The sequence below is a fragment of the Streptomyces sp. NPDC032940 genome, from assembly GCF_040636935.1.
Taxonomy (GTDB): domain Bacteria; phylum Actinomycetota; class Actinomycetes; order Streptomycetales; family Streptomycetaceae; genus Streptomyces.
Map to the genome: position 1 here is coordinate 130,502 of NZ_JBEZVJ010000002.1, position 20,894 is coordinate 151,395.

Annotated in this window: 18 protein-coding genes, 1 other RNA gene and 3 pseudogenes; 13 read left to right on the forward strand and 9 right to left on the reverse strand. The window is 71.3% G+C overall.

The window, feature by feature from the left end; genetic code table 11:
- Positions 1-226: 226 nt before the first annotated feature.
- Positions 227-1,438 (forward strand): annotated as a pseudogene (locus AB0E77_RS03215) (bifunctional RNase H/acid phosphatase); the annotation flags it as partial.
- On the opposite strand, the gene eda reads toward AB0E77_RS03215, so the two are convergent.
- Both eda and yaaA read right to left on the reverse strand, forming a co-directional pair.
- Entirely contained in the window at positions 1,413-2,087 is a 675-nt protein-coding gene (gene eda, locus AB0E77_RS03220) for a bifunctional 4-hydroxy-2-oxoglutarate aldolase/2-dehydro-3-deoxy-phosphogluconate aldolase (RefSeq protein ID WP_361564743.1), read from the reverse strand. The pseudogene AB0E77_RS03215 and the gene eda sit on opposite strands and share 26 nt — an antisense overlap.
- Before the next feature lie 80 nt (positions 2,088-2,167).
- The gene (gene yaaA, locus AB0E77_RS03225; protein WP_361564745.1) at positions 2,168-2,950 is read right to left on the reverse strand and encodes a peroxide stress protein YaaA; all 783 of its coding nucleotides are present in this window, start codon (positions 2,948-2,950) and stop codon (positions 2,168-2,170) included.
- A 99-nt stretch (positions 2,951-3,049) separates the two neighbouring features.
- Here yaaA and AB0E77_RS03230 point away from each other — a divergent pair, with 99 nt between their 5' ends.
- From AB0E77_RS03230 to rnpB, 4 genes and pseudogenes are all read left to right on the forward strand, one after another.
- Positions 3,050-3,403: a hypothetical protein gene (locus AB0E77_RS03230; protein WP_361564748.1), complete on the forward strand. Its 354-nt coding sequence runs from the start codon at positions 3,050-3,052 to the stop codon at positions 3,401-3,403.
- A 59-nt stretch (positions 3,404-3,462) separates the two neighbouring features.
- Positions 3,463-4,287, forward strand: coding sequence for an AraC family transcriptional regulator (locus AB0E77_RS03235; protein ID WP_361564751.1), 825 nt, complete (start codon positions 3,463-3,465; stop codon positions 4,285-4,287).
- Positions 4,288-4,309: 22 nt separating this feature from the next.
- A pseudogene (locus AB0E77_RS03240) lies at positions 4,310-5,137 on the forward strand (EamA family transporter); the annotation flags it as partial.
- A gap of 70 nt (positions 5,138-5,207) precedes the next feature.
- An RNA gene (gene rnpB, locus AB0E77_RS03245) (RNase P RNA component class A) lies at positions 5,208-5,621 on the forward strand.
- A gap of 58 nt (positions 5,622-5,679) precedes the next feature.
- Here rnpB and dnaG read toward each other — a convergent pair.
- The 3 genes and pseudogenes from dnaG to AB0E77_RS03260 form a co-directional block, all read right to left on the reverse strand.
- Complete coding sequence (dnaG, locus tag AB0E77_RS03250; RefSeq protein WP_361565586.1) at positions 5,680-7,533, reverse strand: DNA primase; 1,854 nt, start codon at positions 7,531-7,533, stop codon at positions 5,680-5,682.
- A 426-nt stretch (positions 7,534-7,959) separates the two neighbouring features.
- Positions 7,960-8,382 (reverse strand): annotated as a pseudogene (locus tag AB0E77_RS03255) (caspase family protein); the annotation flags it as partial.
- Entirely contained in the window at positions 8,372-8,725 is a 354-nt protein-coding gene (locus AB0E77_RS03260) for a hypothetical protein (protein WP_361564754.1), read from the reverse strand. The gene AB0E77_RS03260 and the pseudogene AB0E77_RS03255, both read right to left, overlap by 11 nt.
- An 881-nt stretch (positions 8,726-9,606) precedes the next feature.
- Here AB0E77_RS03260 and AB0E77_RS03265 point away from each other — a divergent pair.
- From AB0E77_RS03265 to AB0E77_RS03290, 6 genes are all read left to right on the forward strand, one after another.
- A complete protein-coding gene (locus tag AB0E77_RS03265; RefSeq protein ID WP_361564757.1) occupies positions 9,607-9,936 on the forward strand; it encodes a ribbon-helix-helix protein, CopG family in 330 nt (109 codons plus the stop codon).
- Positions 9,933-10,418, forward strand: a complete 486-nt coding sequence (locus tag AB0E77_RS03270) for a hypothetical protein (RefSeq protein ID WP_361564760.1) — start codon at positions 9,933-9,935, stop codon at positions 10,416-10,418. Before AB0E77_RS03265 ends, AB0E77_RS03270 begins: the two co-directional genes overlap by 4 nt.
- 87 nt (positions 10,419-10,505) lie before the next feature.
- Positions 10,506-12,044 carry a hypothetical protein gene (locus AB0E77_RS03275; protein WP_361564763.1) on the forward strand — a complete coding sequence of 513 codons (1,539 nt, stop codon included), beginning with the start codon at positions 10,506-10,508 and terminating at the stop codon, positions 12,042-12,044.
- 241 nt (positions 12,045-12,285) lie between these two features.
- Complete coding sequence (locus AB0E77_RS03280) at positions 12,286-13,260, forward strand: glycoside hydrolase family 11 protein (RefSeq protein ID WP_361564766.1); 975 nt, start codon at positions 12,286-12,288, stop codon at positions 13,258-13,260.
- Positions 13,261-13,302: 42 nt separating this feature from the next.
- On the forward strand, positions 13,303-14,298 hold the full coding sequence (locus AB0E77_RS03285) for a polysaccharide deacetylase family protein (RefSeq protein ID WP_361564768.1): 996 nt from the start codon (positions 13,303-13,305) through the stop codon (positions 14,296-14,298).
- A 104-nt stretch (positions 14,299-14,402) separates the two neighbouring features.
- Positions 14,403-15,134 carry a hypothetical protein gene (locus AB0E77_RS03290; protein ID WP_361564771.1) on the forward strand — a complete coding sequence of 244 codons (732 nt, stop codon included), beginning with the start codon at positions 14,403-14,405 and terminating at the stop codon, positions 15,132-15,134.
- Positions 15,135-15,540: 406 nt separating this feature from the next.
- Here AB0E77_RS03290 and AB0E77_RS03295 read toward each other — a convergent pair whose 3' ends face one another.
- On the reverse strand, positions 15,541-15,900 hold the full coding sequence (locus AB0E77_RS03295; RefSeq protein ID WP_361564774.1) for a MazG-like family protein: 360 nt from the start codon (positions 15,898-15,900) through the stop codon (positions 15,541-15,543).
- Between the two features lie 42 nt (positions 15,901-15,942).
- Positions 15,943-16,485 (reverse strand): DoxX family membrane protein, encoded by a 543-nt coding sequence (locus tag AB0E77_RS03300; RefSeq protein ID WP_361565589.1) that lies wholly within the window; start codon positions 16,483-16,485, stop codon positions 15,943-15,945.
- Positions 16,486-16,645: 160 nt separating this feature from the next.
- On the opposite strand from AB0E77_RS03300, the gene AB0E77_RS03305 reads away from it, so the two are divergent.
- Positions 16,646-16,972: a nuclear transport factor 2 family protein gene (locus AB0E77_RS03305; RefSeq protein ID WP_361564777.1), complete on the forward strand. Its 327-nt coding sequence runs from the start codon at positions 16,646-16,648 to the stop codon at positions 16,970-16,972.
- A 274-nt stretch (positions 16,973-17,246) separates the two neighbouring features.
- Here AB0E77_RS03305 and AB0E77_RS03310 read toward each other — a convergent pair whose 3' ends face one another.
- Positions 17,247-18,002, reverse strand: a complete 756-nt coding sequence (locus tag AB0E77_RS03310; RefSeq protein WP_361565592.1) for an SDR family oxidoreductase — start codon at positions 18,000-18,002, stop codon at positions 17,247-17,249.
- Between the two features lie 194 nt (positions 18,003-18,196).
- Between AB0E77_RS03310 and AB0E77_RS03315 the strand changes: the two genes are divergently transcribed.
- Positions 18,197-19,864: an alkaline phosphatase D family protein gene (locus AB0E77_RS03315; protein WP_361564780.1), complete on the forward strand. Its 1,668-nt coding sequence runs from the start codon at positions 18,197-18,199 to the stop codon at positions 19,862-19,864.
- On the opposite strand, the gene AB0E77_RS03320 is transcribed toward AB0E77_RS03315, so the two are convergent.
- Positions 19,851-20,891: a Gfo/Idh/MocA family oxidoreductase gene (locus tag AB0E77_RS03320; RefSeq protein ID WP_361564783.1), complete on the reverse strand. Its 1,041-nt coding sequence runs from the start codon at positions 20,889-20,891 to the stop codon at positions 19,851-19,853. The genes AB0E77_RS03315 and AB0E77_RS03320 overlap by 14 nt on opposite strands.
- Between the last annotated feature and the right edge of the window lie 3 nt (positions 20,892-20,894).

Sequence of the window (20,894 nt, forward strand, 5' to 3'; positions counted from 1 at the left end):
CGGGGCGGCTGCTGCTGCGGATGCGGTGACGGGTGCGGGTGCGGGTGCCGGTCGGGTGGCGGCTTCGGTCGTGGATCCGGCGGGGGATTCGTCCGCGGTCGCGGCGACCGGCCCGGCGGCGGAATCGTCCGCGGATTCGGCCGCAGGTCCCGTGTCGGGGTCGGCCGCAGGTCCGGCTTCGGGACCGGTCGCGGATTCCGTCGCCGGCTCCGCGTCCGGGTCCGGGCGGGAGTTCGTCGTCGAGGCCGACGGCGGGTCGCGCGGGAACCCCGGGCCCGCGGGCTACGGCGCGGTGGTGAGCGACGCGGTGACGGGCGAGACCCTGGCCGAGGCCGCCGAGTACCTCGGTGTCGCCACCAACAACGTCGCCGAGTACCGGGGTCTGCTGGCCGGCCTGCGCGCCGCGCACGAGCTGGACCCGGCCGCGTCCGTCCACGTCCGGATGGACTCCAAGCTCGTCGTCGAGCAGATGTCGGGCCGCTGGAAGATCAAGCATCCCGACATGAAGCCGCTCGCGGCCGAGGCGGCCCGCGTCTTCCCGCCGGGGCGGGTGACCTACGAGTGGATCCCCCGGGCGAGCAACAAGCACGCCGACCGCCTGGCCAACGAGGCGATGGACGCGGGGGCCCGCGGCGAGCAGTGGACCGCGTCGGCCTCGACGGCGGAGCCGGGCACGGCCAGGGCCTCCGGCGGGCGCGCCGAGCGTGAACCGGCCGACGCCGGTTCGGTGGAGCCCGGTGCCCGTTCTTCCGCCGTCGGCGACGTGCGGGCCGCCAAGGCCGTGGCCTCGCCCGGCTGGGGTCCCGCCGACATGGGAACCCCCGCCACCTTCGTCCTGCTCCGGCACGGGGAGACGCCCCTGACGCCGCAGAAGCGGTTCTCCGGGAGCGGCGGCAGCGACCCGTCGCTGTCGGACGTCGGCCGCGAGCAGGCCGCCAGGGTCGCCGAGGGCCTCGCCCGGCGCGGCACGATCCAGGCCGTCGTCGCCTCGCCGCTGGCCCGCACCCGCGAGACCGCCGCCGTCGTCGCCGCCCGCCTCGGCCTCGAGGTCACGGTCGACGAGGGCCTGCGCGAGACCGACTTCGGCGCCTGGGAGGGGCTCACCTTCGGCGAGGTGCGCGAGCGGTACCCGGACGACCTCGACGCCTGGCTGGCCTCCCCCGACGCCCGGCCGACCGGCGGCGGCGAGAGCTTCGCGGCGACCGGCGCCCGTATCGCCGCCACCCGCGACCGGCTCGTGTCCGCCTACGCGGGCCGCACCGTCCTGCTGGTCTCGCACGTGACGCCGATCAAGACGTTCGTGCAGCTCGCCCTGGGCGCCCCGCCCGAGTCGCTGTTCCGCATGGAACTGTCGGCCGCCTCGCTGTCGGCCGTGGCGTACTACGCCGACGGCGGCGCCAGCGTCCGCCTGTTCAACGACACGTCCCACCTGCGCTGAGCCCCGCCGCCGCGCGGGCCAGCGACTCGACCCGCGCCCAGTCGCGGCTCGCCACGGCGTCCTTGGGGAGCATCCAACTCCCCCCGACACAACCGACGTTGGGCAGGGCGAGATACTCCGGCGCGGAGTCCGGTCCGATGCCGCCGGTCGGGCAGAAACGGGCCTGCGGCAGCGGGGCGGCTAGCGCCTCGAGGTAGGCGGTGCCGCCCGCGGCCTCGGCCGGGAAGAACTTCATCTCCCGTACCCCGCGCTCCAGCAGCGCCACGACCTCCGACGTGGTCGACACCCCCGGCAGGAAAGGCACCCCGGACCCCCGCATCGCCGTCAGCAGCGCGTCCGTCCACCCCGGGCTGACCAGGAACCGCGCCCCGGCCGCCACCACCGCGCCGACCTGCTCGGGCGTGATCACCGTGCCCGCGCCCACCACCGCGTCCGGCACCTCCGACGCGATCGCCCGGATCGCGTCCACGGCGACCGGCGTCCGCAGCGTGACCTCGATCGCCGGCAGCCCGCCTGCGACGAGCGCGCGGGCGAGCGGCACGGCGTCCGCGAGGTCGTCGACGACCACGACGGGGACGACGGGAGCGAGGTCCAGTACGGACGGGGTGGGGGAGGAGGGCAGCGGGGAGGGGGGCAGCGGTGAGGTCATGGCCTCATCGTGCCCTCCGGAATGCATCATCTGCAATTGCCGTTGCGCCCTGCGCAACGCATCCCGGGTGCCGGGCCGGGTCAGTGGATCTCCTCCACCAGCACGTCCAGCGACCACGGCTTCCCCGCCTTCGCCGGCGCCTCGGCCTCCACCACGTACCCGAGGTCGCGCAGCGCCTCGACCAGCTCCGCCGGACTCCCGGGGGCGCTGCCGGACGTCAGCAGGCTCCGCACGATCCGCCCCTTCGTCGCCTTGTTGAAGTGGCTGACCACCTTCCGCGTCGGCGCGTGCAGCACCCGCACGGACGCGGTCCGCCCGGCCACCTCACCCTTCGGCTTCCACGGAGCCGCGTACGCCGCCGACCGCAGGTCCAGCACCAGCCCGTTCCCGGCGGCCTCCGGCAGCACCTCGGCCATCGGCGCCCGCCAGAACGCGCCCAGCGCCCCGAGGGCGGGCAGCTTCACGCCCATCGAGCAGCGGTAGGAGGGGATCCGGTCGCTCACCCGCACGGCACCCCACAGCCCGGAGAACACCAGCAGCCAACGGGCTGCGCGCTTCCTGGCGGCCGGGTCGAGGGATGCCAGGTCCAGGGCGTCGTAGAGCACGCCCGTGTAGATCTCTCCGGCGGGGCGGGCCCCTGCCGTGCGCAGTTCCGCGTTCTTGGCGACCTCGCCGCGCAGTCCCTCGCTCAGCCCGAGCACCTCGCGCGCCTTCTCCTCGTCCCCGGCGCACAGCTCGACCAGCTCGGCGAGGACGGTCTCCCGGGCGGGCGTCAGCCCGGGCAGCGACAACGTCTCGGGCTTCAGCGGGGCGCCCCGGCCGGACGACGCCTTACCCTCCGACGGCGGCAGCAGGACAAGCACACGTACTCCTTCGGTCGAGCTCTGGGCCAGGGTACGGGGTGCGTCCGAGACGGCCGGTGCCCCATACTCGCCGAAGCCGATCACCGGGAGGGGATTCTCATGGGGCGTGGGGGCAGGGCGCGGATGGTCCTGACCGTGGCGGCGGCCGTCGTCGTCGCCGGGCTCGCGGGCGGCTGCTCGTCCCACGACACGGCGCAGGAAGACGAGACGCGGCAGCACTACTGCTCCGCGCTGGGGACCTGGCAGCAGACGAAGGCCCGGTCCGAGAACGCCGACATCGCCGGCTACGCGGCCCTCGCCGCCGCGCGACGCCTCGACCGCGAGGGCCTCGACCGCTCCGGCAGCCACGTCCTCCAGGACACGGCCCTGGCCGTCGACAACGCGGACACCGGCGCGGAGGGCCGCGTGGCGACCTACTGCACCGACGCGGGCTTCGAGACGTACGTCCGCTGAGCCGCGCCCCGCGGGCGCCGATCCTGTGCCACGATCGAGGTCGCGGGGGTGGGAAGAACGTGGACGCACATGAGCAGGCGCGGTGGACCAGGGCCCGGCTGGGGACGGGCGGTCCGGCCCTCGACCTGCTCACCGCCTGCTTCGACAGCCACGTCTACGCCCCGCACGCCCACGACGAGTTCACGGTCGGCGTCACCGTCGGCGGCCTGGAGGTCATCGCCTACCGGGGCGGACACATCCACTCGGGGCCGGGGTCCATCGTCGTCCTGGAGCCCGGAGAGATGCACACCGGCGGCCCCGCCGCCCCCGAGGGGTACTCGTACCGCGCCCTGTACGCCGCGCCGAACCTGCTCGCCGACGGCATGTGCGGCGGCCTCCCGCACTTCCGCGAACCCGTCCTCCAGGACCCCGGGCTCGCCCGCGCCCTGCGCGCCGCCCACACGGAGCTGGCCCGCTGCCCCGACCCCCTGGAGGCCGAGTCCCGCATCCCCTGGCTGCTCACGGCCCTGGCCCGCCGCCACTCCACGGCCCGCGCGGCCTGCGACACGGTCCCGGGCGCCGACCGCGTCGCCCGCGTCGTACGCGACCGCCTCGCCGACGAACTCCTCGCCCCGCCCTCCCTGGCGGCCCTCGCCGCCGACCTGGGCCTGTCCCGGTACCAACTGCTGCGCGCCTTTCGTACCGCTGTGGGGATACCGCCGTACGCCTGGCTCGCCCAGCACCGGGTGGCCAGGGCGCGCGGGCTCCTGGACGCGGGGCAGCGCCCGGCGGACGTGGCGCCCCTCGTGGGCTTCGCCGACCAGGCGCACCTGACGCGCTGGTTCCGCCGGGTCCTCGGCGTGACCCCGGCGGCGTACCGCAACAGCGTTCAAGACCGCGGGTGAGCGCGGCGCGCAGACTGCGGCCATGACTGCACGCGGCTGGGCCCTGTTCTCCCTGATGGGAGTGGTCTGGGGCATCCCCTATCTGATGATCAAGGTGGCGGTGGAGGACCTCTCCCCGTCCGTGGTCGTGTTCGCCCGGTGCGCGCTCGGCGCCGCCCTCCTGCTCCCGTTCGCGCTCCGCCAGGGCGGCCTCGCCCGCACCGTGCGGGCCCACTGGAAGCCGATGCTGGCCTTCGCGGTCATCGAGATCATCGGCCCCTGGTGGACCCTCACCGACGCCGAACGCCACCTCTCCAGCTCCACCGCCGGCCTGCTCATCGCGGGCGTCCCCATCGTCGCCGTCCTCCTGGCCCGGTTCTTCGGCGCCGAGGAGCGCGTCGGCGCCCGCCGCACCGCCGGACTCGCCCTCGGCTTCGGGGGCGTCGCCGTCCTCTCCGTGCCGCACCTCACCGGCGGCGACGCCCGCTCGCTGGCCGAGGTACTGGTGACGGTCGTCGGCTACGCAACGGCACCCCTGATAGCCGCCCGCCACCTCAAGAACGTCCCCACCCTCCAGCTGATCACCCCCTGCCTCACCCTGGCCGCCCTTGTCCACGCCCCCGCCGCCTTCCTGACCCGGCCCGCCGCCCTCCCCTCCGGCGAGGTCCTGGCGGCCCTGGCCGGTCTCGGCGCCGTCTGCACCGCGATCGCCTTCGTGGCCTTCCTGGAGCTGATCAAGGAGGCCGGACCGACCCGGGCGGGCGTCATCACCTACGTCAATCCGGCCGTCGCCGTCGCCGCGGGTGCCCTCTTCCTGGGCGAGGACCTGACCCTCGGCATCGGCGTCGCCTTCACCCTGATCCTGGCCGGCTCGGTGCTCGCGACGGCCGCCGCCGGTCCGCGACGGGAGGTGCGCCGGGTACCATGGTCGACACGGCAGACGAGCCGGGCGGGCGGCCGCGTGGAGACCCTTGCGGGACTCCCCGAGGAACGTCCGGGCTCCACAGGGCAGGGTGATGGCTAACGGCCACCCGGGGTGACCCGCGGGACAGTGCCACAGAAAGCAGACCGCCGGAGGCTTCGGCCCCCGGTAAGGGTGAAACGGTGGTGTAAGAGACCACCAGTGTCCAGGGCGACCTGGACAGCTAGGTAAACCCCACCCGGAGCAAGGTCAAGAGGAGCCGCCTCCTCGCGAGAAGAGGCGGCTCTGCGCGGACGTTCGAGGGCTGCCCGCCCGAGTCCGCGGGTAGACCGCTGGAGGCCGGTGGCAACGCCGGCCCTAGATGGATGGCCGTCGCCGGCGGGCCCGCGAGGACCCGCCGGAACAGAACCCGGCGTACAGCCCGACTCGTCTGTCGTTTTACGTTTCGTGTAGAGCGCGGCGCGTTGACGAGATCCAGTTTCCGGCTCTTCTCAGAGGGCTTCCACGCCCCGTTCCCGAAGGGCCAGCCCATACTGCTGCAATGTCCAGAGTTCGTTCTGCACGGCGTTGAAGTGGGAGAGATCCTCTTGGACGCCGTCGCGGGAGAGGACGCTCAGGAGCTCCTTCGTCCGGCGCTCGACGGAATGCCGTCTGACAACGACGAGCTGCGCGCCCGCGTAGGCACCGTCGACGTTCTTCCGCATGATGGGTTCGGTAGCCAGCTCGGTGACCATGGCGCGGATTGCTTCGTCAGGAGCGGATTGACGTACCAAAGACAGGTACTCGTCAGGAGCCTGAACACCGTACTCGCAGCCGCCCGCTTCCATGATTGCGCGGCGCACAGCCGCGTAGGGCGGGGCGGTGAACTCATCGATGCCGTAGGAGTCAAAGGCCGGCGACACCAAATGAGGCCGTTGCAGGGCGATCTTGAGCAGTTCACGTTCGGTGAGGTGTACGGGGTTGCGAAGGCTGATCGTGGGCTTCGGCCGGCCCTGATCAGTCGTGTGCGATGGGCGCCGCTCGCCGTCGGCCTTCCCGTCACGGTCTTTACGGGCGAGGCGCTGCACGTGCCTGACCACGGTGTCCTTGCCGAGGTCGCCAAGCTTGCCTGCGAGTCGTATGGCGACCTCGTCACAGAGGCTGTAGTTCCTGATGCGGGCGATGACGGGAGCCGCCTTCTCCAGTGCGGCCCGCTGCCCTACGGCGGTACTCAGGTCGAAGCCGGCGATGATTCGGTTCAGCATGAAGTCGAAGAGCGGAGTGCGGGGTTCGGCAAGCTCTGCGACGGCCGAGTCTCCTTTGGCGAGTCGCAATCCAGTGGGACCACTCGGGACGACAGTGATGAAGGATTCGGCAGCGAACTTCTGATCGTTGTGGAGCGCGCGCAGGGCAGTCTGATGGCCGATGTCGTCATCGTCGACTGCGAAGACGATCCTGGCGCTTCCATTGCTGGTGAGGAGGCGCCGCAGAACCGCAATGTGGTCGCTGCCAAAGGGTGTGCCGCAGGTGGAGACGACGGTGGTGATGCCGGCCAAGTGGCAGGCCATGACGTCGGCGTAGCCCTCGACGACGAGGGCACTGTTTGCTCTGGCGATGTACTTCTTCGCGAGATCGACCCCGAAGAGAGCCTGGGTCTTTTTGTAGATCGGCGTCTCGGGCGTGTTGATGTACTTGGGGCCGTTGTCCGCCTCGTGCAGTTTGCGGGCGCCGAAGCCGACGACCTCCCCGCCGAGATTGCGGATGGGCCACATCAGCCGACCGCGGAAGCGGTCGATGGGACCGCGGCGGCCTTCTTGGGTCAGGCCGGACAGGAGAAGTTCCTTGTCGGTGAAGCCCTTGCCGCGCAGATGGCGGGCGAGGTGGTCCCAGCCCTGGCGGCTGTAGCCGACGCCAAAACGCGCCGCGGCAGCCTGGTCGAAGCCGTGCTCGGCCAGAAACTTGCGCCCCAACTCGGCCTCTGGGCTGGTGTTGAGTTCCGTGGCGAAGAACCGTGCGGCGGCTTGGTGCGCTTCGACAAGACGGATGCGTTCGACGTGCTGACGGTCATGGTGGCCGGCGCCTGCGCGCAAGCTGATTCCGCCCTGTGCAGCGAGGCGATCCACGGCCTCACCGAAGGACAGGTGTTCCATCCGCGTGATGAACGTCAGCACATCGCCACCGGCCAGACACTCGAAGCAGTGATATACACCCTTGTCGCTGTTCACCGAGAATTGCCCGCTGTCGTCTCCGCAGAACGGGCAACTTCCGCGGAACTCGCGCCCGGCTTTGCGGAGCGGTACGTATTCGCTGATGACGGCGTGGAGCGGTACCGCCGCCTTGAGGGCTGGAAGGTCCCGTCTGTCTATGGAGCGTTTGGGCTCTGGGCGGGAGGGTGATGCGGTCGGCTCGTCAGGATTCACCTGGCTTGTCCGCCCAGCCGGTACAGAGAGGGCGCGGCTGATGTTGCTCCAGGCGTTCCATGTGAAGGGTGCACTACCGGCGGTGTCGTTGCTCACGCGGTCGGGCAAGGGAAGATTGCGGGCCAGCATCCGTTGCCGTAGCGGTCCGTACAGATGGTCGAGCGTCAGGCGGTCGGGCCCGTTCGGGATCCCTTCGCGGACGAGGCTGATCAGTTCGCCAGTGAAGGAGGTGCAGGCGTTGGCCTGTTGTTCGAGGGGCACGACGTGCGCGGGTCCGTCCGCGGCAGTCCAGGTGTAGGTCCCGCGGACCTCGGCCGCGAGCGCCAGGCTCTTCGTTTCTGCCGCGAGAGCTTGGACAGCCCTGCCGGAATAGCAGCAGTCGAGGATCGAGATCTTCACCCGCGCAGGGCTGCTCAACAGAGCATCGCGAACATGAGCGAAGGGCATCCCGGTCAGGTCGACGTGATCCGGATCGGTCCTGCTCAAGGGCAGATACAGCTCGGCATGCTCGGACAGGGTGCCGTGCCCGACGAAGTAGAACAGGAACGTGCCGTCGGTTCGCGACGCCAGCTCGCGGAGCAGGACAGCGACTTCCGGTCCGTGAGTGGGGTTGTCGATGACCGTCACTTGCTCGGGGCGCCAGCCGCAGAGTGTCGAGTCCGTCAGTAGCTGCTGCATCTGCCGAAGGCTGTTGGCTGCCGCGGGCACAGGGGTGATCCGTTTGTCGCGGTAGCGTGACATGCCCATCAGGACAGCGCACCGTTCGAGCCTGTCGGTGGCAGCCCTATTGCTCATCGAGGGTCTGTTTGATCAGTCGCAGAAGTTCTGCCTCGTCCACCACGTCTGCGCCGTTGCGGACAACCTGGACAGACTTCCCTTCGAGGGTCACTGTGACGCTCTGCTCCGTGCGGCGGCTGCTCAGCCAGGATCCGAGCGAGGTGACGAAGGCCGTGGCGATGCCTCCAGATCCAACAGCAACACTGATCAACTCGAAGGAGGCTCCGAGTTCTTCAGGCTTTGGCGCCCGGCGTCGGCTGCTCACTCGGCCCTGGAGGTCGCGCTCCCGGCGCAGCCATTGGAGGAGTGACGCGAACTCTTCGTCGGACGCTCCCTCACCCAGTCGTATCTCGAGTTCCACTCGGGTGCCCCCTAGGCTGCTTTCCGATCTCGTTTCACTGTGAGCTCACGTCCGCAGATCCACCTTAACGGTCACCGCCAGGCAGACACGTCGGAGGAATCGCTGCTGGCCTGCCGGATGCCGTCCCCGACGCCCTGGCGGCACCCTCTCCGAGGCCCGCGCGGGTCCGGCGTGACCGTGCTCGGCCCTTTGGCTCCGTCCCGGGGGGCGGATCCTCATGGCGGACGACGGCCCGACGCGCAGTTTCCACCGCAGACGCGTCCGGCGGGAGCAGGGCTAATAGGTATGAGAAGCACGCGACAGGGACCGGACCCCTGCCGCGCCATGTTGTCCCGCTGGCCGTCCAGCACTTCGTCCAACCCTTGGGGGTCCAGGGAGCGCCAGCCGTACGCAGTCTTGAGGGCGAAGGGTGCATCGACCGTGGCGATTCGCCAGTGTGGCTCTCGTGGTCCACGACCACGACCGTGTCCGGGAGGGCGTTGCGTGTCGCCCTGCACCGTGCAGGTGCGTCGGCACCCGTCAGGACCAGCCCGCCCACACGTATCGGGATGTACGGGAGCACCTTGCGCACCGACCGGTCGTTGACCATGACCAGCCGGTCTCGCAACAGGCCGTCGATGCTCTCGATCCCGGCTCCCGTCCTTGCCCTCACGAGACCGTCCCCCCAGGGTCGTTGTGCCATCCCCACCGGCCCTCACTGTCAGAGCCGTGAGACGAGCGCCCCAAGGCCGCCTCCGGAGCGCGAAACCGTTCTCAGCCACGCTCAGGCGTGCCCCGAGAGCCTGAGCTTGCCGCAGGCGTCCCACTGTTCACAGTGAGCGACAGACCGTGACGGTCTCCACGCGCTCGCATCTCCGTCATACGCGTATTACGATGCCCTCGTGGCGAAGACGCGGATCAGTATCAGCCTGGAGCAGGAGCAGGCCGAGCGCATCAGGCAGCATGCGGAGCGGGCCGGTATGGACGTCTCGGCGTACCTCGTGCACGCCGCTACGCGTCAGATGGCCGAGAGCGATGCCATAGAGGAGCAGTTCGCCGAGGTGGACGCGCTCATCGCCCGGGCGGAGCGTGCGGCGGACGGGCTGCCCGCCGGGTCCGCCGAGGGGCCGGTCGCGGAACTGACCGAGCAGGAGCGCCGTGAGGTCGAGGAGGCCCTCGGTCTCGCCCACGGCCGGGACCGGCACGGCCGCCGGCCGGGGCACGCCGCGTGAACGCACGGGTGCCGGTCTACGACTCCGGCATGCTCATCGCCCTCGCCGACCGCAAGGCGAAGGCGGTGGCTCTCCACGAGGGGCTGCGTACGCTCCCGCACCGGGCTCTGGTGCTCGGCCCGGTCCTCGCCCAGGTGTGGCGCCCGCAACCGGCGCTGGTGCACGCGCTGTCCGGGGTGCTGAAGGACTGCACCGTCCCTCAGGCCCGGACGTCCGAGCCGCCCATGCGCGAGACGAAGGCGGGCCGTCCGGAGTGTCTGGCCTGTGTGACGGGTCCGGATCTCGCGGACTGGCGGCGCGTCGGCACCGCGCTGGGACGAGCGGCCCTGCCGACCAAGAAGCGGCCGGACGCGGTGGACGCCTGGGTGGTCCTGGCCGCGGCCCGGCACGGCAGCGCGGTGATCTTCACCACCGATCCGGGGGACATCCACGCCTACCTGGCGGTTCTGGCGCCGACGGACGTGCACGTGGTCGCCGTCTGACGAGCGGAGCCGGGTGACATCCGGCAGGACGTTTCGTAGTCTCCTGGCTGTTTCACGCGACGCCCGGTGCAGGAGGTGGCAGGTCGTATGGCCCAGACACGGTACGACCAGCGGGTCCGGGTGTTCGTCCAGGTCTGTGGCGGGGAGCACGACTGGCGGGAGGCCGAGGAGCGGTTCGAGGCGCACGGGTGGCCGGTGCGCGGGGCTCACCCGGCGGGCCTGGGGCCGCTGGGCACGGCGCTGGAGCCCGATCCCGAGTCCCGCGTGTACGAGATAGAGGTCCGGCTCTTCGGTGCCGCCAAGGGCAGTGACCGGGGCGCCGCCGACCGGGTGCGGAAGGTGCTGCGCGGTGCACACCTCGAGGGATACGTCCGCCGGGCCGAACCGCTCGAACGCGACCGGGAGTTGTTCCCCCACTGGCGGGTCGTCAGCACCGCGCACCGGCGTCCGGGCCGGCAGCCGGCCTGGCGCAGACACCTCGACCGCGCCGCCACGCGGTTCGGCCGGCACGACACCGGAGGGTTCGTCGCCGGCGGTCCGCGCCAGGCACTGCGGCTGGCCCGCGCCGGCGCCCCCGCCGGAACCCCCCGCCCCGCCCTGGCCGTCCGGCCGCTCGACGGGCGCCGGCGTGAACCGGCCCCGTACCGGCGTGAGGAGCAGCTCGAGCGCTCGGTGGTCCGGCTGGTCCTGTGGACCCTGCTGGCGGCGGGCGCGCTCACGCTGGCCACGGCGGCGGTCCCCGGCGCACCCCGCTGGATCCTGGGCGGCGTGGCGTTCCTCGGGGCGGGCGGAGCTGTCCGGTCGGGCTGGGACATGAGCGGGGAGGGCAAGCGGTACGAGGGCGTCATCGCCGCCGTGCTGTCCCTGGCGGTCTTCTCCGCCTTCGGGCAGGGCTTCCTCAGCAGCGACGGCAAAGCCTGGTCCCCGCTCCAGATCCTCATGACCGCGGTCGTGGTCGCCGTCGTCGCCGGGCTGTGGCTGCTGGTGCGGCAGTGGACGTGGGGCGAGTGGGTCGCCTGGGCGGTTCCGCTGGCGGTGACCCTGACCGTCTCCGCGTTCGTGGCCGCGGGTTCCGTCCTCCACGCCCTGTACGCCGACGGCCTCTCGCTCAGCCCGTCGGACCTCGACGTGCCGCCGGTCTGGCAGTTCGCGGCCGCGGTGAAGCTGCTGGTGATGCTGAGCCTCGTCATGATCGTCCCGGCCTGGTGGGGATTCGCCAAACACCGGCACCACCGGTACGCCACCCCAGGGGACGGCTCCAACATCGTCCTCAACGTCTGCCTCTTCGTGGCGATGCTCGCCGGGGCGGGGCTGCAGGCGACGGAATCCGCCGGGACGGCCGTGGACCGGACGGTCGCGGCGGCCGAGCGGGGCGAGGACCCGCCGGCGTACTTCGGCGTCGAACCGGAGTGGACCTGCGTACGGCTCGCCGTGCCGGCTGCCGAACTCGCGGGGGAAGGGCCGGCGTTGAAGCCGGGCAAGCCTTATCTCTCCTTCGGTGTCGCGGGGGAGACGGCGGTCCTGTGGGACCCGGCCGCCCGCGAGCCGCTCAAGCTGCCGGCGAACCAGGTGTGGCTGGTGCCGGCGGAGTCGGGGAAGGCCACGTGTCCGGAGCGGCGACCGTAACCGTCAAGGGCTTCGAAACTTTCGTATGGTCTGCTTCTCCTTTCTGATCAATGGGGTCGCGGCTTTCGTGCGGGGGCTTTCCGGCGTCCATGATCTGGCTGATGAGCTGCGATTATCCTGTTCCTTTCCCGCTGCTCGGCGATTCGAAGCTTTCGAAATAATTACCGAAACTATTGACGCCCCCCGGGGGTGGGCCAACACTGGCGCCGTTGTCGACCCCCTCAGGAGAGGAAGCACCGCCATGAGCGTGCTCGTCCACCCCGTGCGGCTGTTAGCCCGAGGCGCCTGGGCCGTCGCCCTGGCCGCCCTCGCCGCGATGCTGCTGCCGGGCACGGCCCACGCCGACACGGTCGTGACCACCAATCAGACCGGCACCAACAACGGCTACTACTACTCGTTCTGGACCGACAGCCAGGGCACCGTCTCCATGAACATGGGGTCCGGCGGCCAGTACAGCACCACGTGGAGCAACACCGGCAACTTCGTCGCGGGCAAGGGCTGGAGCAACGGCGGGCGCAGGACCGTGCAGTACTCGGGCACGTTCAACCCGTCCGGCAACGCCTACCTGGCCCTCTACGGCTGGACGTCGAACCCGCTCGTCGAGTACTACATCGTGGACAACTGGGGCACCTACCGTCCCACGGGCACCTTCATGGGCACGGTCAACAGCGACGGCGGCACCTACGACATCTACCGCACCACCCGGTACAACGCCCCGTCCGTCGAGGGCACCAAGACCTTCGACCAGTACTGGAGCGTGAGGCAGTCCCGGCGGACCGGGGGCACCATCACCACGGGCAACCACTTCGACGCCTGGTCGCGAGCCGGGATGCCGATGGGCAGCTTCAACTACTACATGATCATGGCGACCGAGGGCTACCAGAGCAGCGGCAGCTCCAACATCACCGTCGGCGGCACGAGTTCCGGCGGTGGCGGAGGGGGCGGGGGCGCCGGCTGTACGGCCACGCTGTCCGCCGGACAGAAGTGGGACGACCGGTACAACCTCAACGTCTCGGTGAGCGGGGCCAGCAACTGGACCGTGACGATGAACGTGCCGTCGCCGGCGAAGGTGCTGTCCACCTGGAACGTCACTGCCGCCTATCCGAGTTCACAGGTGCTGACGGCCAAGCCCAACGGCAGCGGGAACACCTGGGGCGCCACCATCCAGGCCAACGGCAACTGGACCTGGCCGTCGGTCAGCTGCAGCGCGGGCTGACGCCCGGACGGACACGAGGACAGACCGAGGAGGAGCACCCGTATGCGTATCAGACCCCGTCCGTCATGGCGTTCCCTGGTCACCGGGGCGACCGTCGCCGCGCTGGCCACCGCGGGCACCGTCGCCGCCGATGCCGCACCGGCACCCGTGTCCGCCCGGGCCGCCGCCTGCAACGGCTACGTCGGCCTCACCTTCGACGACGGCCCCTCGAGCACCACCCAGTCGCTGCTCAACGCCCTCAAGCAGAACGGGCTGCGGGCCACCATGTTCAACCAGGGCCAGTACGCGGCCCAGAACCCGTCCCTCGTCCGCGCCGAGGTCGACGCCGGCATGTGGGTCGCCAACCACAGCTACACCCACCCGCACATGACCCAGCTCAGCCAGGCCCAGATGGACGCGGAGATCTCCCGCACCCAGCAGGCCGTCGCGAGCGCGGGCGGCGGTACGCCCAAGCTGTTCCGCCCGCCGTACGGCGAGACCAACGCCACGCTGCGGTCGGTCGAGGCCAAGTACGGCCTGACCGAGGTCATCTGGGACGTCGACTCGCAGGACTGGAACAACGCCAGTACCGATGCCATCGTGCAGGCCGTCTCCCGGCTGGGCGACGGCCAGGTCATCCTCATGCACGACTGGCCCGCCAACACCCTGGCGGCGATCCCCCGCATCGCGCAGACCCTGGCGGGCAGGGGCCTGTGCCCCGGCATGATCTCCCCGACGACCGGCCGCGCGGTCGCTCCCGACGGGGGCGGCGGAGGGGGCGGGGGAGCCGGCTGTACGGCCACGCTGTCCGCCGGGCAGAAGTGGGGCGACCGGTACAACCTCAACGTCGCGGTGAGCGGGGCCGCCGGCGCCGACTGGACCGTGACGATGAACGTGCCGTCGCCGGCGAAGGTCCTGTCCACCTGGAACGTCAGCGCCAGTTACCCCTCCGCACAGACCCTGGTCGCCAAGCCGAACGGCAGCGGCAACACCTGGGGCACCACCATTCAGGCCAACGGCAACTGGACCTGGCCGACGGTCAGTTGCAGTACTGGCTGAACGCGCGCAGGGCCCGGGGCGTGGTGCGCGCCCCGGGCCCCTGAAAAGGAAGTGCACGTGTCCGGAGCGCGGGTTACGGTCCTCCCAGTTCGAGGGGGACCGAAATGACGAAGCTCAACCAGATCATCGCTGTCGAGAAGGGCGTCAAGAGCAAGGCGCTCCAGGACGTCACCGCCGCGCACGCCAAGGTGCAGAAGCCCGCGCTGCTGGCCGGCATTTCGCGCACGTACCAGCCGAAGGACGAGGAGGGCGAGCAGCTGCCGCCCGAGTCCACACGGGTGCAGGTGCAGGCCGAGGACGTACTGCGCGAGATGTCCGGCTCGCTGACCCGGCTGTTCGACGTGACCGCCACCAAGGACTGGGCCAACTGCACGGCCCGCGCGGACGTCACGGTCGACGGGCGGACGGTCGTCGCCGACGTGCCGGTCGGCTACCTGCTGTTCCTGGAGAAGCAGCTCACCGAGCTGCACGCCTTCGTCAAGAAGCTCCCCACGCTCGACGCCGCCGAGTCCTGGTCCCGGGATCCGTCCACGGACTGGTGGAAGACGGACCCGGTCCGCACCATCCGTACCAAGAAGGTGCCGCGCAACCACGTCAAGGCCGAGGCGACCGACAAGCACCCGGCACAGGTCGAGGTGTACTACGAGGACGTGCCGATCGGGTACTGGACGACGGTGAAGTTCTCCGGGGCGCTTCCGGCGCGGCGGGTCAACGAGCTGCTGGAGCGGGTCGAGAAGCTCCAGCAGGCCGTGAAGTTCGCCCGTGAGGAGGCCAACGGCGCCGAGGTCACCGACCAGCGGGTCGGCGACGCGGTGTTCGGCTACCTGTTCGGCTGACGCCGGTCACGGTAGCCTCCACGATCGCCCTCGCGTGCGAGCGCGAGGGTGCGCAACAGGCGCGGGCCGGATTGAGGACCGGCTCGCGCGATGAGCGCAAGCTGAAACTGACGTTCAGCCTGAAGGGCTCGGGTGTACAGCCGGAGCCGTCAATCTCAGACTCTCGCTCCAGCTTCAGCATCGCTGCCCATCGCCGGTTCGACCGGGGACGGACGAACGCCGTCGGATGCGAGTTCGACTCTCGCCTGCACCTCTCCTCCGTGGTGCGGTAGTTCAAAGGAAGAACACGACGGCATGATGACTGATCCGTCGCCTTAAACGCGCCGGCGTGCGCCATCGGGTGGCATCCCCAGGGGCCCGGGAGCTGGATACGACTCCCGGGCTCCGCCACGTCCGGAGGCCTTCCTCACCCGCCCTGACCGGCGGACGGGCCGAGCGACCGCTCCGCCACCCGTGCCAGGTGCCGTTCGAACACCTGCGGGGCGTCGGGGGTCAGGGTGCGCAGGGCGACCATCGCCGTCAGCACCACGTCGCACAGCTCCGCCTCGACGTCCTCCCACGTGTGGGAGTGGCCCTTGCGCGGGTTGTGGCCGATCGCGCCGATCACCGCCTCTGCGACCTCGCCGACCTCCTCCGACAGCTTCAGCATGCGCAGCAGGAGGCCCTCACGGCCCCCGACGGACTGGCCCGTCTCCAGCCACGTCCACAGGGCGTCGACGGTGGTCCACAGGTCGTCGGCGGCCGTGCCGCCTCGGGTCTCGCTCATGCCGGGCAGCCTGCCACGGGGGGCACGAGGCGGGGTGGGGTGTCAGTCGAAGAGTTGTTCCTGCCGGCCCTCCGCCGCCCTGCGGACGCGTCTGTTGCGGGCGCCGACGATCACCGTCGTGGCGGCGGCCGTGGCCGCGAAGGCTGCCGGGACCATCCAGTTGCGGTTGACCGCGTGGCCCAGGGCGTGGTCGACCGAGAGCCTGCCGGGCCCCGTGACGGCGAGGCCGGCGGCCGTCAGGCCCAGGGAGGCGGCGTACTCGTAGCCGCCGGTCTGGGCGAAGAAGCCGTTCGGTGCGTGCACCGCCGCGGCGCCCGTCATCGCGCCGGCCGCCGCGGCGCCCGCGGCCGGCGTGGCCAGGCCCAGGGCCAGCAGCAGGCCGCCCCCGGCCTCCGCGAGGCCCGCCGCGGTCGCGCTCGGCCGGCCCGGTGTGTAGCCCATGGACTCCATGGCCTTGCCGGTCCCCTCGATGCCCCCGCCGCCGAACCAGCCGAGCAGCTTCTGCGCCCCGTGCGCGGCCAGTACGCCGCCCGTCCCCAGACGGAGCAGCAGCAGCCCCAGGTCGCGTCGGTCGTAGCAGGTCATGTCGGCTCCTTCGGCGGTGGCGGTGCTGACTGCGGCGGTGGCGGTGGCGGTGGCGGCGGTGGTCCGCCGGCCTCCACCGTCGCACCGTGCGTACCCGACCGGCCCGTCGCGGGCGCCGTTCGGGTGGCGGGCCGGTGCGGGCGGTGTGACGCTGGCCGGCATGACGATTCAGACCACCCGACTCAGCGACCCCGCCGTCCGGGCCTTCGTCGCCGCCGTCAACGCGCACGACCGCGAGGCCTTCCTGGCGCTGCTGGCGCCGGACGCCACCATGGCCGACGACGGCGACGACCGTGACCTCACCCAGTGGATCGACCAGGAGATCTTCTCCTCCAACGGCCACCTGGAGGTCGACAACGAGTCGAACGGCGGGCGCGCCCTCATCGCCCGCTACCGCAACGACACCTGGGGCGAGATGCGCACCCGGTGGAGCTTCACGGTGGACGAGGAGGGGCGGATCGCCCGGTTCGAGACCGGGCAGGCGTGACGGGGCGGGCGGTGCCCCGGGTGTGTGCGCGGCAGCCGTTCCGTGCCACCGGTGCGTATCCCGCGGTCTTCCGCGGGATCCACCCCCAGTCCGGTGGCCGGAACGACTGCCGCCTTCCCCCCTCGGTATGGCTCGCGGAGTCCGGAAGGCCGACACTCCGAGTGTGAAGCTTCGGTGAAGGAAAGTTGAGCATAAGTCCGCCACCGGCCGCAATACCGCGGACTGTTGAATTCCGATTGTGCGGATCGTCAAGGGGTCCGCACGCGTGGCCCGTTCAGCCGCGCCCCACGTACGGCATCGCCGTCGCCAGTACCGTCGCGAACTGCACGTTCGCCTCCAGCGGGAGTTCCGCCATGTGCCGCACCGTGCGGGCCACATCGGCGACGTCCATCACGGGCTCGGGTGCCACCTCCCCATTGGCCTGGAGCGCTCCCGTCTGCATGCCGGCCGTCATGTCGGTCGCCGCGTTGCCGATGTCGATCTGGCCGACCGCGATGCCGTAGGGCCTGCCGTCCAGGGAGAGGGACTTCGTCAGGCCCGTCAGCGCGTGCTTCGTCGCCGTGTACGCCACCGAGTGCGGGCGCGGCGTGTGCGCGGAGATCGAGCCGTTGTTGATGATCCGGCCGCCCTGCGGGGCCTGCTCCTTCATCTGCCGGTACGCCGCCTGCGCGCACAGGAACGCACCGTTGAGGTTGGTGTCCACCACGTGCCGCCACGCGTCGTAGGGCAGTTCCTCCACCGGCACGCCGCCCGGGCCGAAGGTGCCGGCGTTGTTGAACAGCAGGTCCAGGCGTCCGAAGCGCTCGCGTACGGCGGCGAACAGGGCCGTCACGTCCTCGGGCCGTGACACGTCGGTCCGTACGGGCAGTGCGGTGCCGCCGGGGACGAGGGCGGCCGTCTCCTCCAGGGTCTCGGTGCGGCGGCCCGCCAGGGCCAGCGTCCAGCCCGCGCGCAGCAGTTCGGCGGCCACCGCGCGGCCGATGCCCGAACCGGCTCCCGTCACCACGGCGATCCTCTCCCGGCCGGCCATGTCGTCCGTCCCCTCGTCAGCGGTTCCGTCAGCGGTTCTCACGGTGTTCATGAGGCCGCAGCGTACGCGTGGGGGAGGGGTCGGGGATCATGCGGAACTCATCCGTCCGCCACGAGGTCGTCATGCTCGCGCCAAGGTGACGTCGTTCCGGGCCATTCGAATGCCCCCTGCACCCACCGCAAGGGGAGGAACGGATGACACCCGCCAACCACCAGGCCCCCGGCCACGCCCGGGCCGGCCGGCCCGCGCACGCCCCCGAACTCCGCGCCGCCGCCCGCCACCTGGGCCGCCGCCGTTTCCTGACCGTCACCGGCGCCGCCGCCGCGCTCGCCTTCTCCGTGAACCTGCCCGCCGCCGGCACCGCGAGCGCCGCCGAACTCGACCCGGCCCGGCTGCCCGGCGACCCCTTCACCCTCGGCGTCGCCTCGGGCGACCCCCACCCCGACTCCGTCCTGCTCTGGACGCGTCTCGCCCCCGCGCCGTACCAGGCCGACAGCGGACTGCCCGCGAAACGCGTCGACGTCGGCTGGGAACTCGCCCTCGACGAACGCTTCCGACGCGTCGTCAGGCGGGGTACCACCACCGCCCACCCCGAGTTCCACCACACCGTCCACGTCGAGGTCGGCCACCTCGCCCCGGGCCACGTCTACTACTACCGCTTCCGCGCCGGCCGCTTCGTCAGCCCCGTCGGCCGCACCCGCACCGCGCCCCCGGCCCGCAGCCGCTCCGCCGGCCTCACCTTCGGCCTGGTCTCCTGCCAGCGCTACGACCAGGGCTACTACACCGCCTACCGGCACCTCGCCGAGGAGGACGTGGACGTCGTCTTCCACCTCGGCGACTACCTCTACGAGTACGCCGTGAACGCCGTCGGCGGCTCCCGCGCCTACCCGGCCGGCACCCTGCCCTCGCTCTTCGGCCACGAGACGGTGACCCTGGAGGACTACCGCCTGCGGTACGCCCTCTACAAGTCCGACCCCGACCTGCGGGCCGCGCACGCCGCACACCCCTTCGTCGTCACCTGGGACGACCACGAGACCGAGAACAACTACTCCAGCGACACCCCCGAGAACAGCGTTCCGCCCGAGGAGTTCCTGCTGCGCCGGGCCGCCGCCTACCGGGCGTACTGGGAGAACATGCCGTTGCGCCGCCCGCAGCTGCCCGACGGCCCCGACCTGAAGCTCTACCGCCGTCTGCACTGGGGCCGGCTCGCCCAGTTCGACGTGCTCGACACCCGCCAGTACCGCTCCGACCAGGCCTACGGCGACGGCTGGCAGTACCCCGGACCCGAGAGCGAGGACCCGGCCCGCACCCTGACCGGCGACGCCCAGGAGCGCTGGCTGATCAACGGCTGGCACCGGTCGGACGCCGTGTGGAACGTGGTGCCCCAGCAGGTCACCTTCTCCCAGCGGTACTCCTCCACCACCACGCCGTCCAAGGTCTCCATGGACTCCTGGGACGGCTACCCGGCCTCACGCGAGCGCGTGCTGGCCGGCGCGCAGGCCGCCGGTGTCGAGAACCTCATGGTCCTCACCGGCGACGTGCACGTCCACTACGGCTTCGACATCAAGCGCGACTTCTCCGACCCGGACTCGCGGACCCTGGGCACGGAGATCGTCACCTCCTCCGTGACCAGCGGCGGCAACGGCTCCGAGAAGCCCGCCAACTGGGGGACCTACATGGCCGCCAACCCGCACCTCCGGTTCTACAACGGACTGCGCGGCTACGCGACGGTGTCCCTCGGCCGGGAGCTGGCGCGTGCCGACTTCAAGACCGTGTCCCACGTGACCACGCAGGGCGCGCCGCTCACCACCGCCGCCTCCTTCGTGACGGAGGTGGGGGAGCAGGGGCTCAAGCCGGCGTGACCACCCGGTCCGTGGCCGGTGGGGCGGAGGGGGCTTCGCCCGGGTAGCGGACGCCTACGCGGTCCCGGATCGCGTCGAGCGTCCGCATCACGGCGAGCGTGCCGTCCAGCGGGACCAGCGGCGACTCCTTCTCACCGGCCCGCAGCGCCCGCATCACCTCCCGCGCCTCGTGCTTGAGGCTCGCCCGGGGCCCGTCCGCCGGATCGGCCGTGAACCTCTCCGGTTCGCGCCCGTCCCGGTGCAGCACGAAGTGGTCCGGGTAGAAGAATCCGTACGGGACGTCGACGCGGCCAAGAGAACCGGTCACCGAGGCGGAGTTGGGCGTACCGCCGGTGATCGAGCAGTGCACCGAGGCGAGGGCGCCGCCGTCGTACGACAGCAGCGCGCCCGTCTGCAGATCGACCCCCTCCTCCGACAGCACCGCCCGCGCCGCGACGTCCGAGGGCTCACCGAGCAGCAGCTGCGCGAACGACACCGGATACACCCCCAGGTCGAGGAGGGCGCCGCCGCCCTGCGCCGGGTCCCGCAGCCGGTGCGCCGGCGGGAACGGGCCCGCCAGCCCGAAGTCCGCCTGGAGACTGCGGACTTCGCCGATCGCGCCGTCGTCCACCAGCGTCTTCAGACGCCGCACCAGCGGATTGCAGTACATCCACATCGCTTCCATCAGGAAGCGGTCGTTCCTGCGGGCGAGGGCGACCAGCTCCTCGGCCTCGCGCGCGTTCAGCGTGAACGGCTTCTCGCACAGCACGTTCCGGCCCGCCTCCAGACAGAGGCCCGCGGCCGTGCGGTGCGCCGCGTGCGGAGTGGCGACGTACACCACGTCGACGTCCTCGTCCCGGGCCAGCGACTCCCAGTCGCCGTAGGCCCGCGGTATCCCGAACCGCTCCGCGAACGCCTTCGCCGACGCCTCGGTCCGCGAGGCCACCGCCACGACCTCCGCGTCCGGCAGATCGACCAGATCCGCCGTGAACGTCGCCGCCATGCCGCCGGTCGCCAGAATCCCCCAGCGCACCTTCTGCTCGGCCACCCT

What these genes read in the sequence shown, in the direction of transcription:
- eda (WP_361564743.1), bottom strand. Translation starts at nt 2,087, where the DNA reads ATGACCTCACCGCTGCCCCCCTCCCCGCTGCCCTCCTCCCCCACCCCG.
- AB0E77_RS03230 (WP_361564748.1), top strand. Translation starts at nt 3,050, where the DNA reads ATGGGGCGTGGGGGCAGGGCGCGGATGGTCCTGACCGTGGCGGCGGCC.
- AB0E77_RS03275 (WP_361564763.1), top strand. Translation starts at nt 10,506, where the DNA reads ATGGCCCAGACACGGTACGACCAGCGGGTCCGGGTGTTCGTCCAGGTC.
- AB0E77_RS03280 (WP_361564766.1), top strand. Translation starts at nt 12,286, where the DNA reads ATGAGCGTGCTCGTCCACCCCGTGCGGCTGTTAGCCCGAGGCGCCTGG.
- AB0E77_RS03285 (WP_361564768.1), top strand. Translation starts at nt 13,303, where the DNA reads ATGCGTATCAGACCCCGTCCGTCATGGCGTTCCCTGGTCACCGGGGCG.
- AB0E77_RS03290 (WP_361564771.1), top strand. Translation starts at nt 14,403, where the DNA reads ATGACGAAGCTCAACCAGATCATCGCTGTCGAGAAGGGCGTCAAGAGC.
- AB0E77_RS03295 (WP_361564774.1), bottom strand. Translation starts at nt 15,900, where the DNA reads ATGAGCGAGACCCGAGGCGGCACGGCCGCCGACGACCTGTGGACCACC.
- AB0E77_RS03300 (WP_361565589.1), bottom strand. Translation starts at nt 16,485, where the DNA reads ATGACCTGCTACGACCGACGCGACCTGGGGCTGCTGCTGCTCCGTCTG.
- AB0E77_RS03305 (WP_361564777.1), top strand. Translation starts at nt 16,646, where the DNA reads ATGACGATTCAGACCACCCGACTCAGCGACCCCGCCGTCCGGGCCTTC.
- AB0E77_RS03310 (WP_361565592.1), bottom strand. Translation starts at nt 18,002, where the DNA reads ATGGCCGGCCGGGAGAGGATCGCCGTGGTGACGGGAGCCGGTTCGGGC.
- AB0E77_RS03315 (WP_361564780.1), top strand. Translation starts at nt 18,197, where the DNA reads ATGACACCCGCCAACCACCAGGCCCCCGGCCACGCCCGGGCCGGCCGG.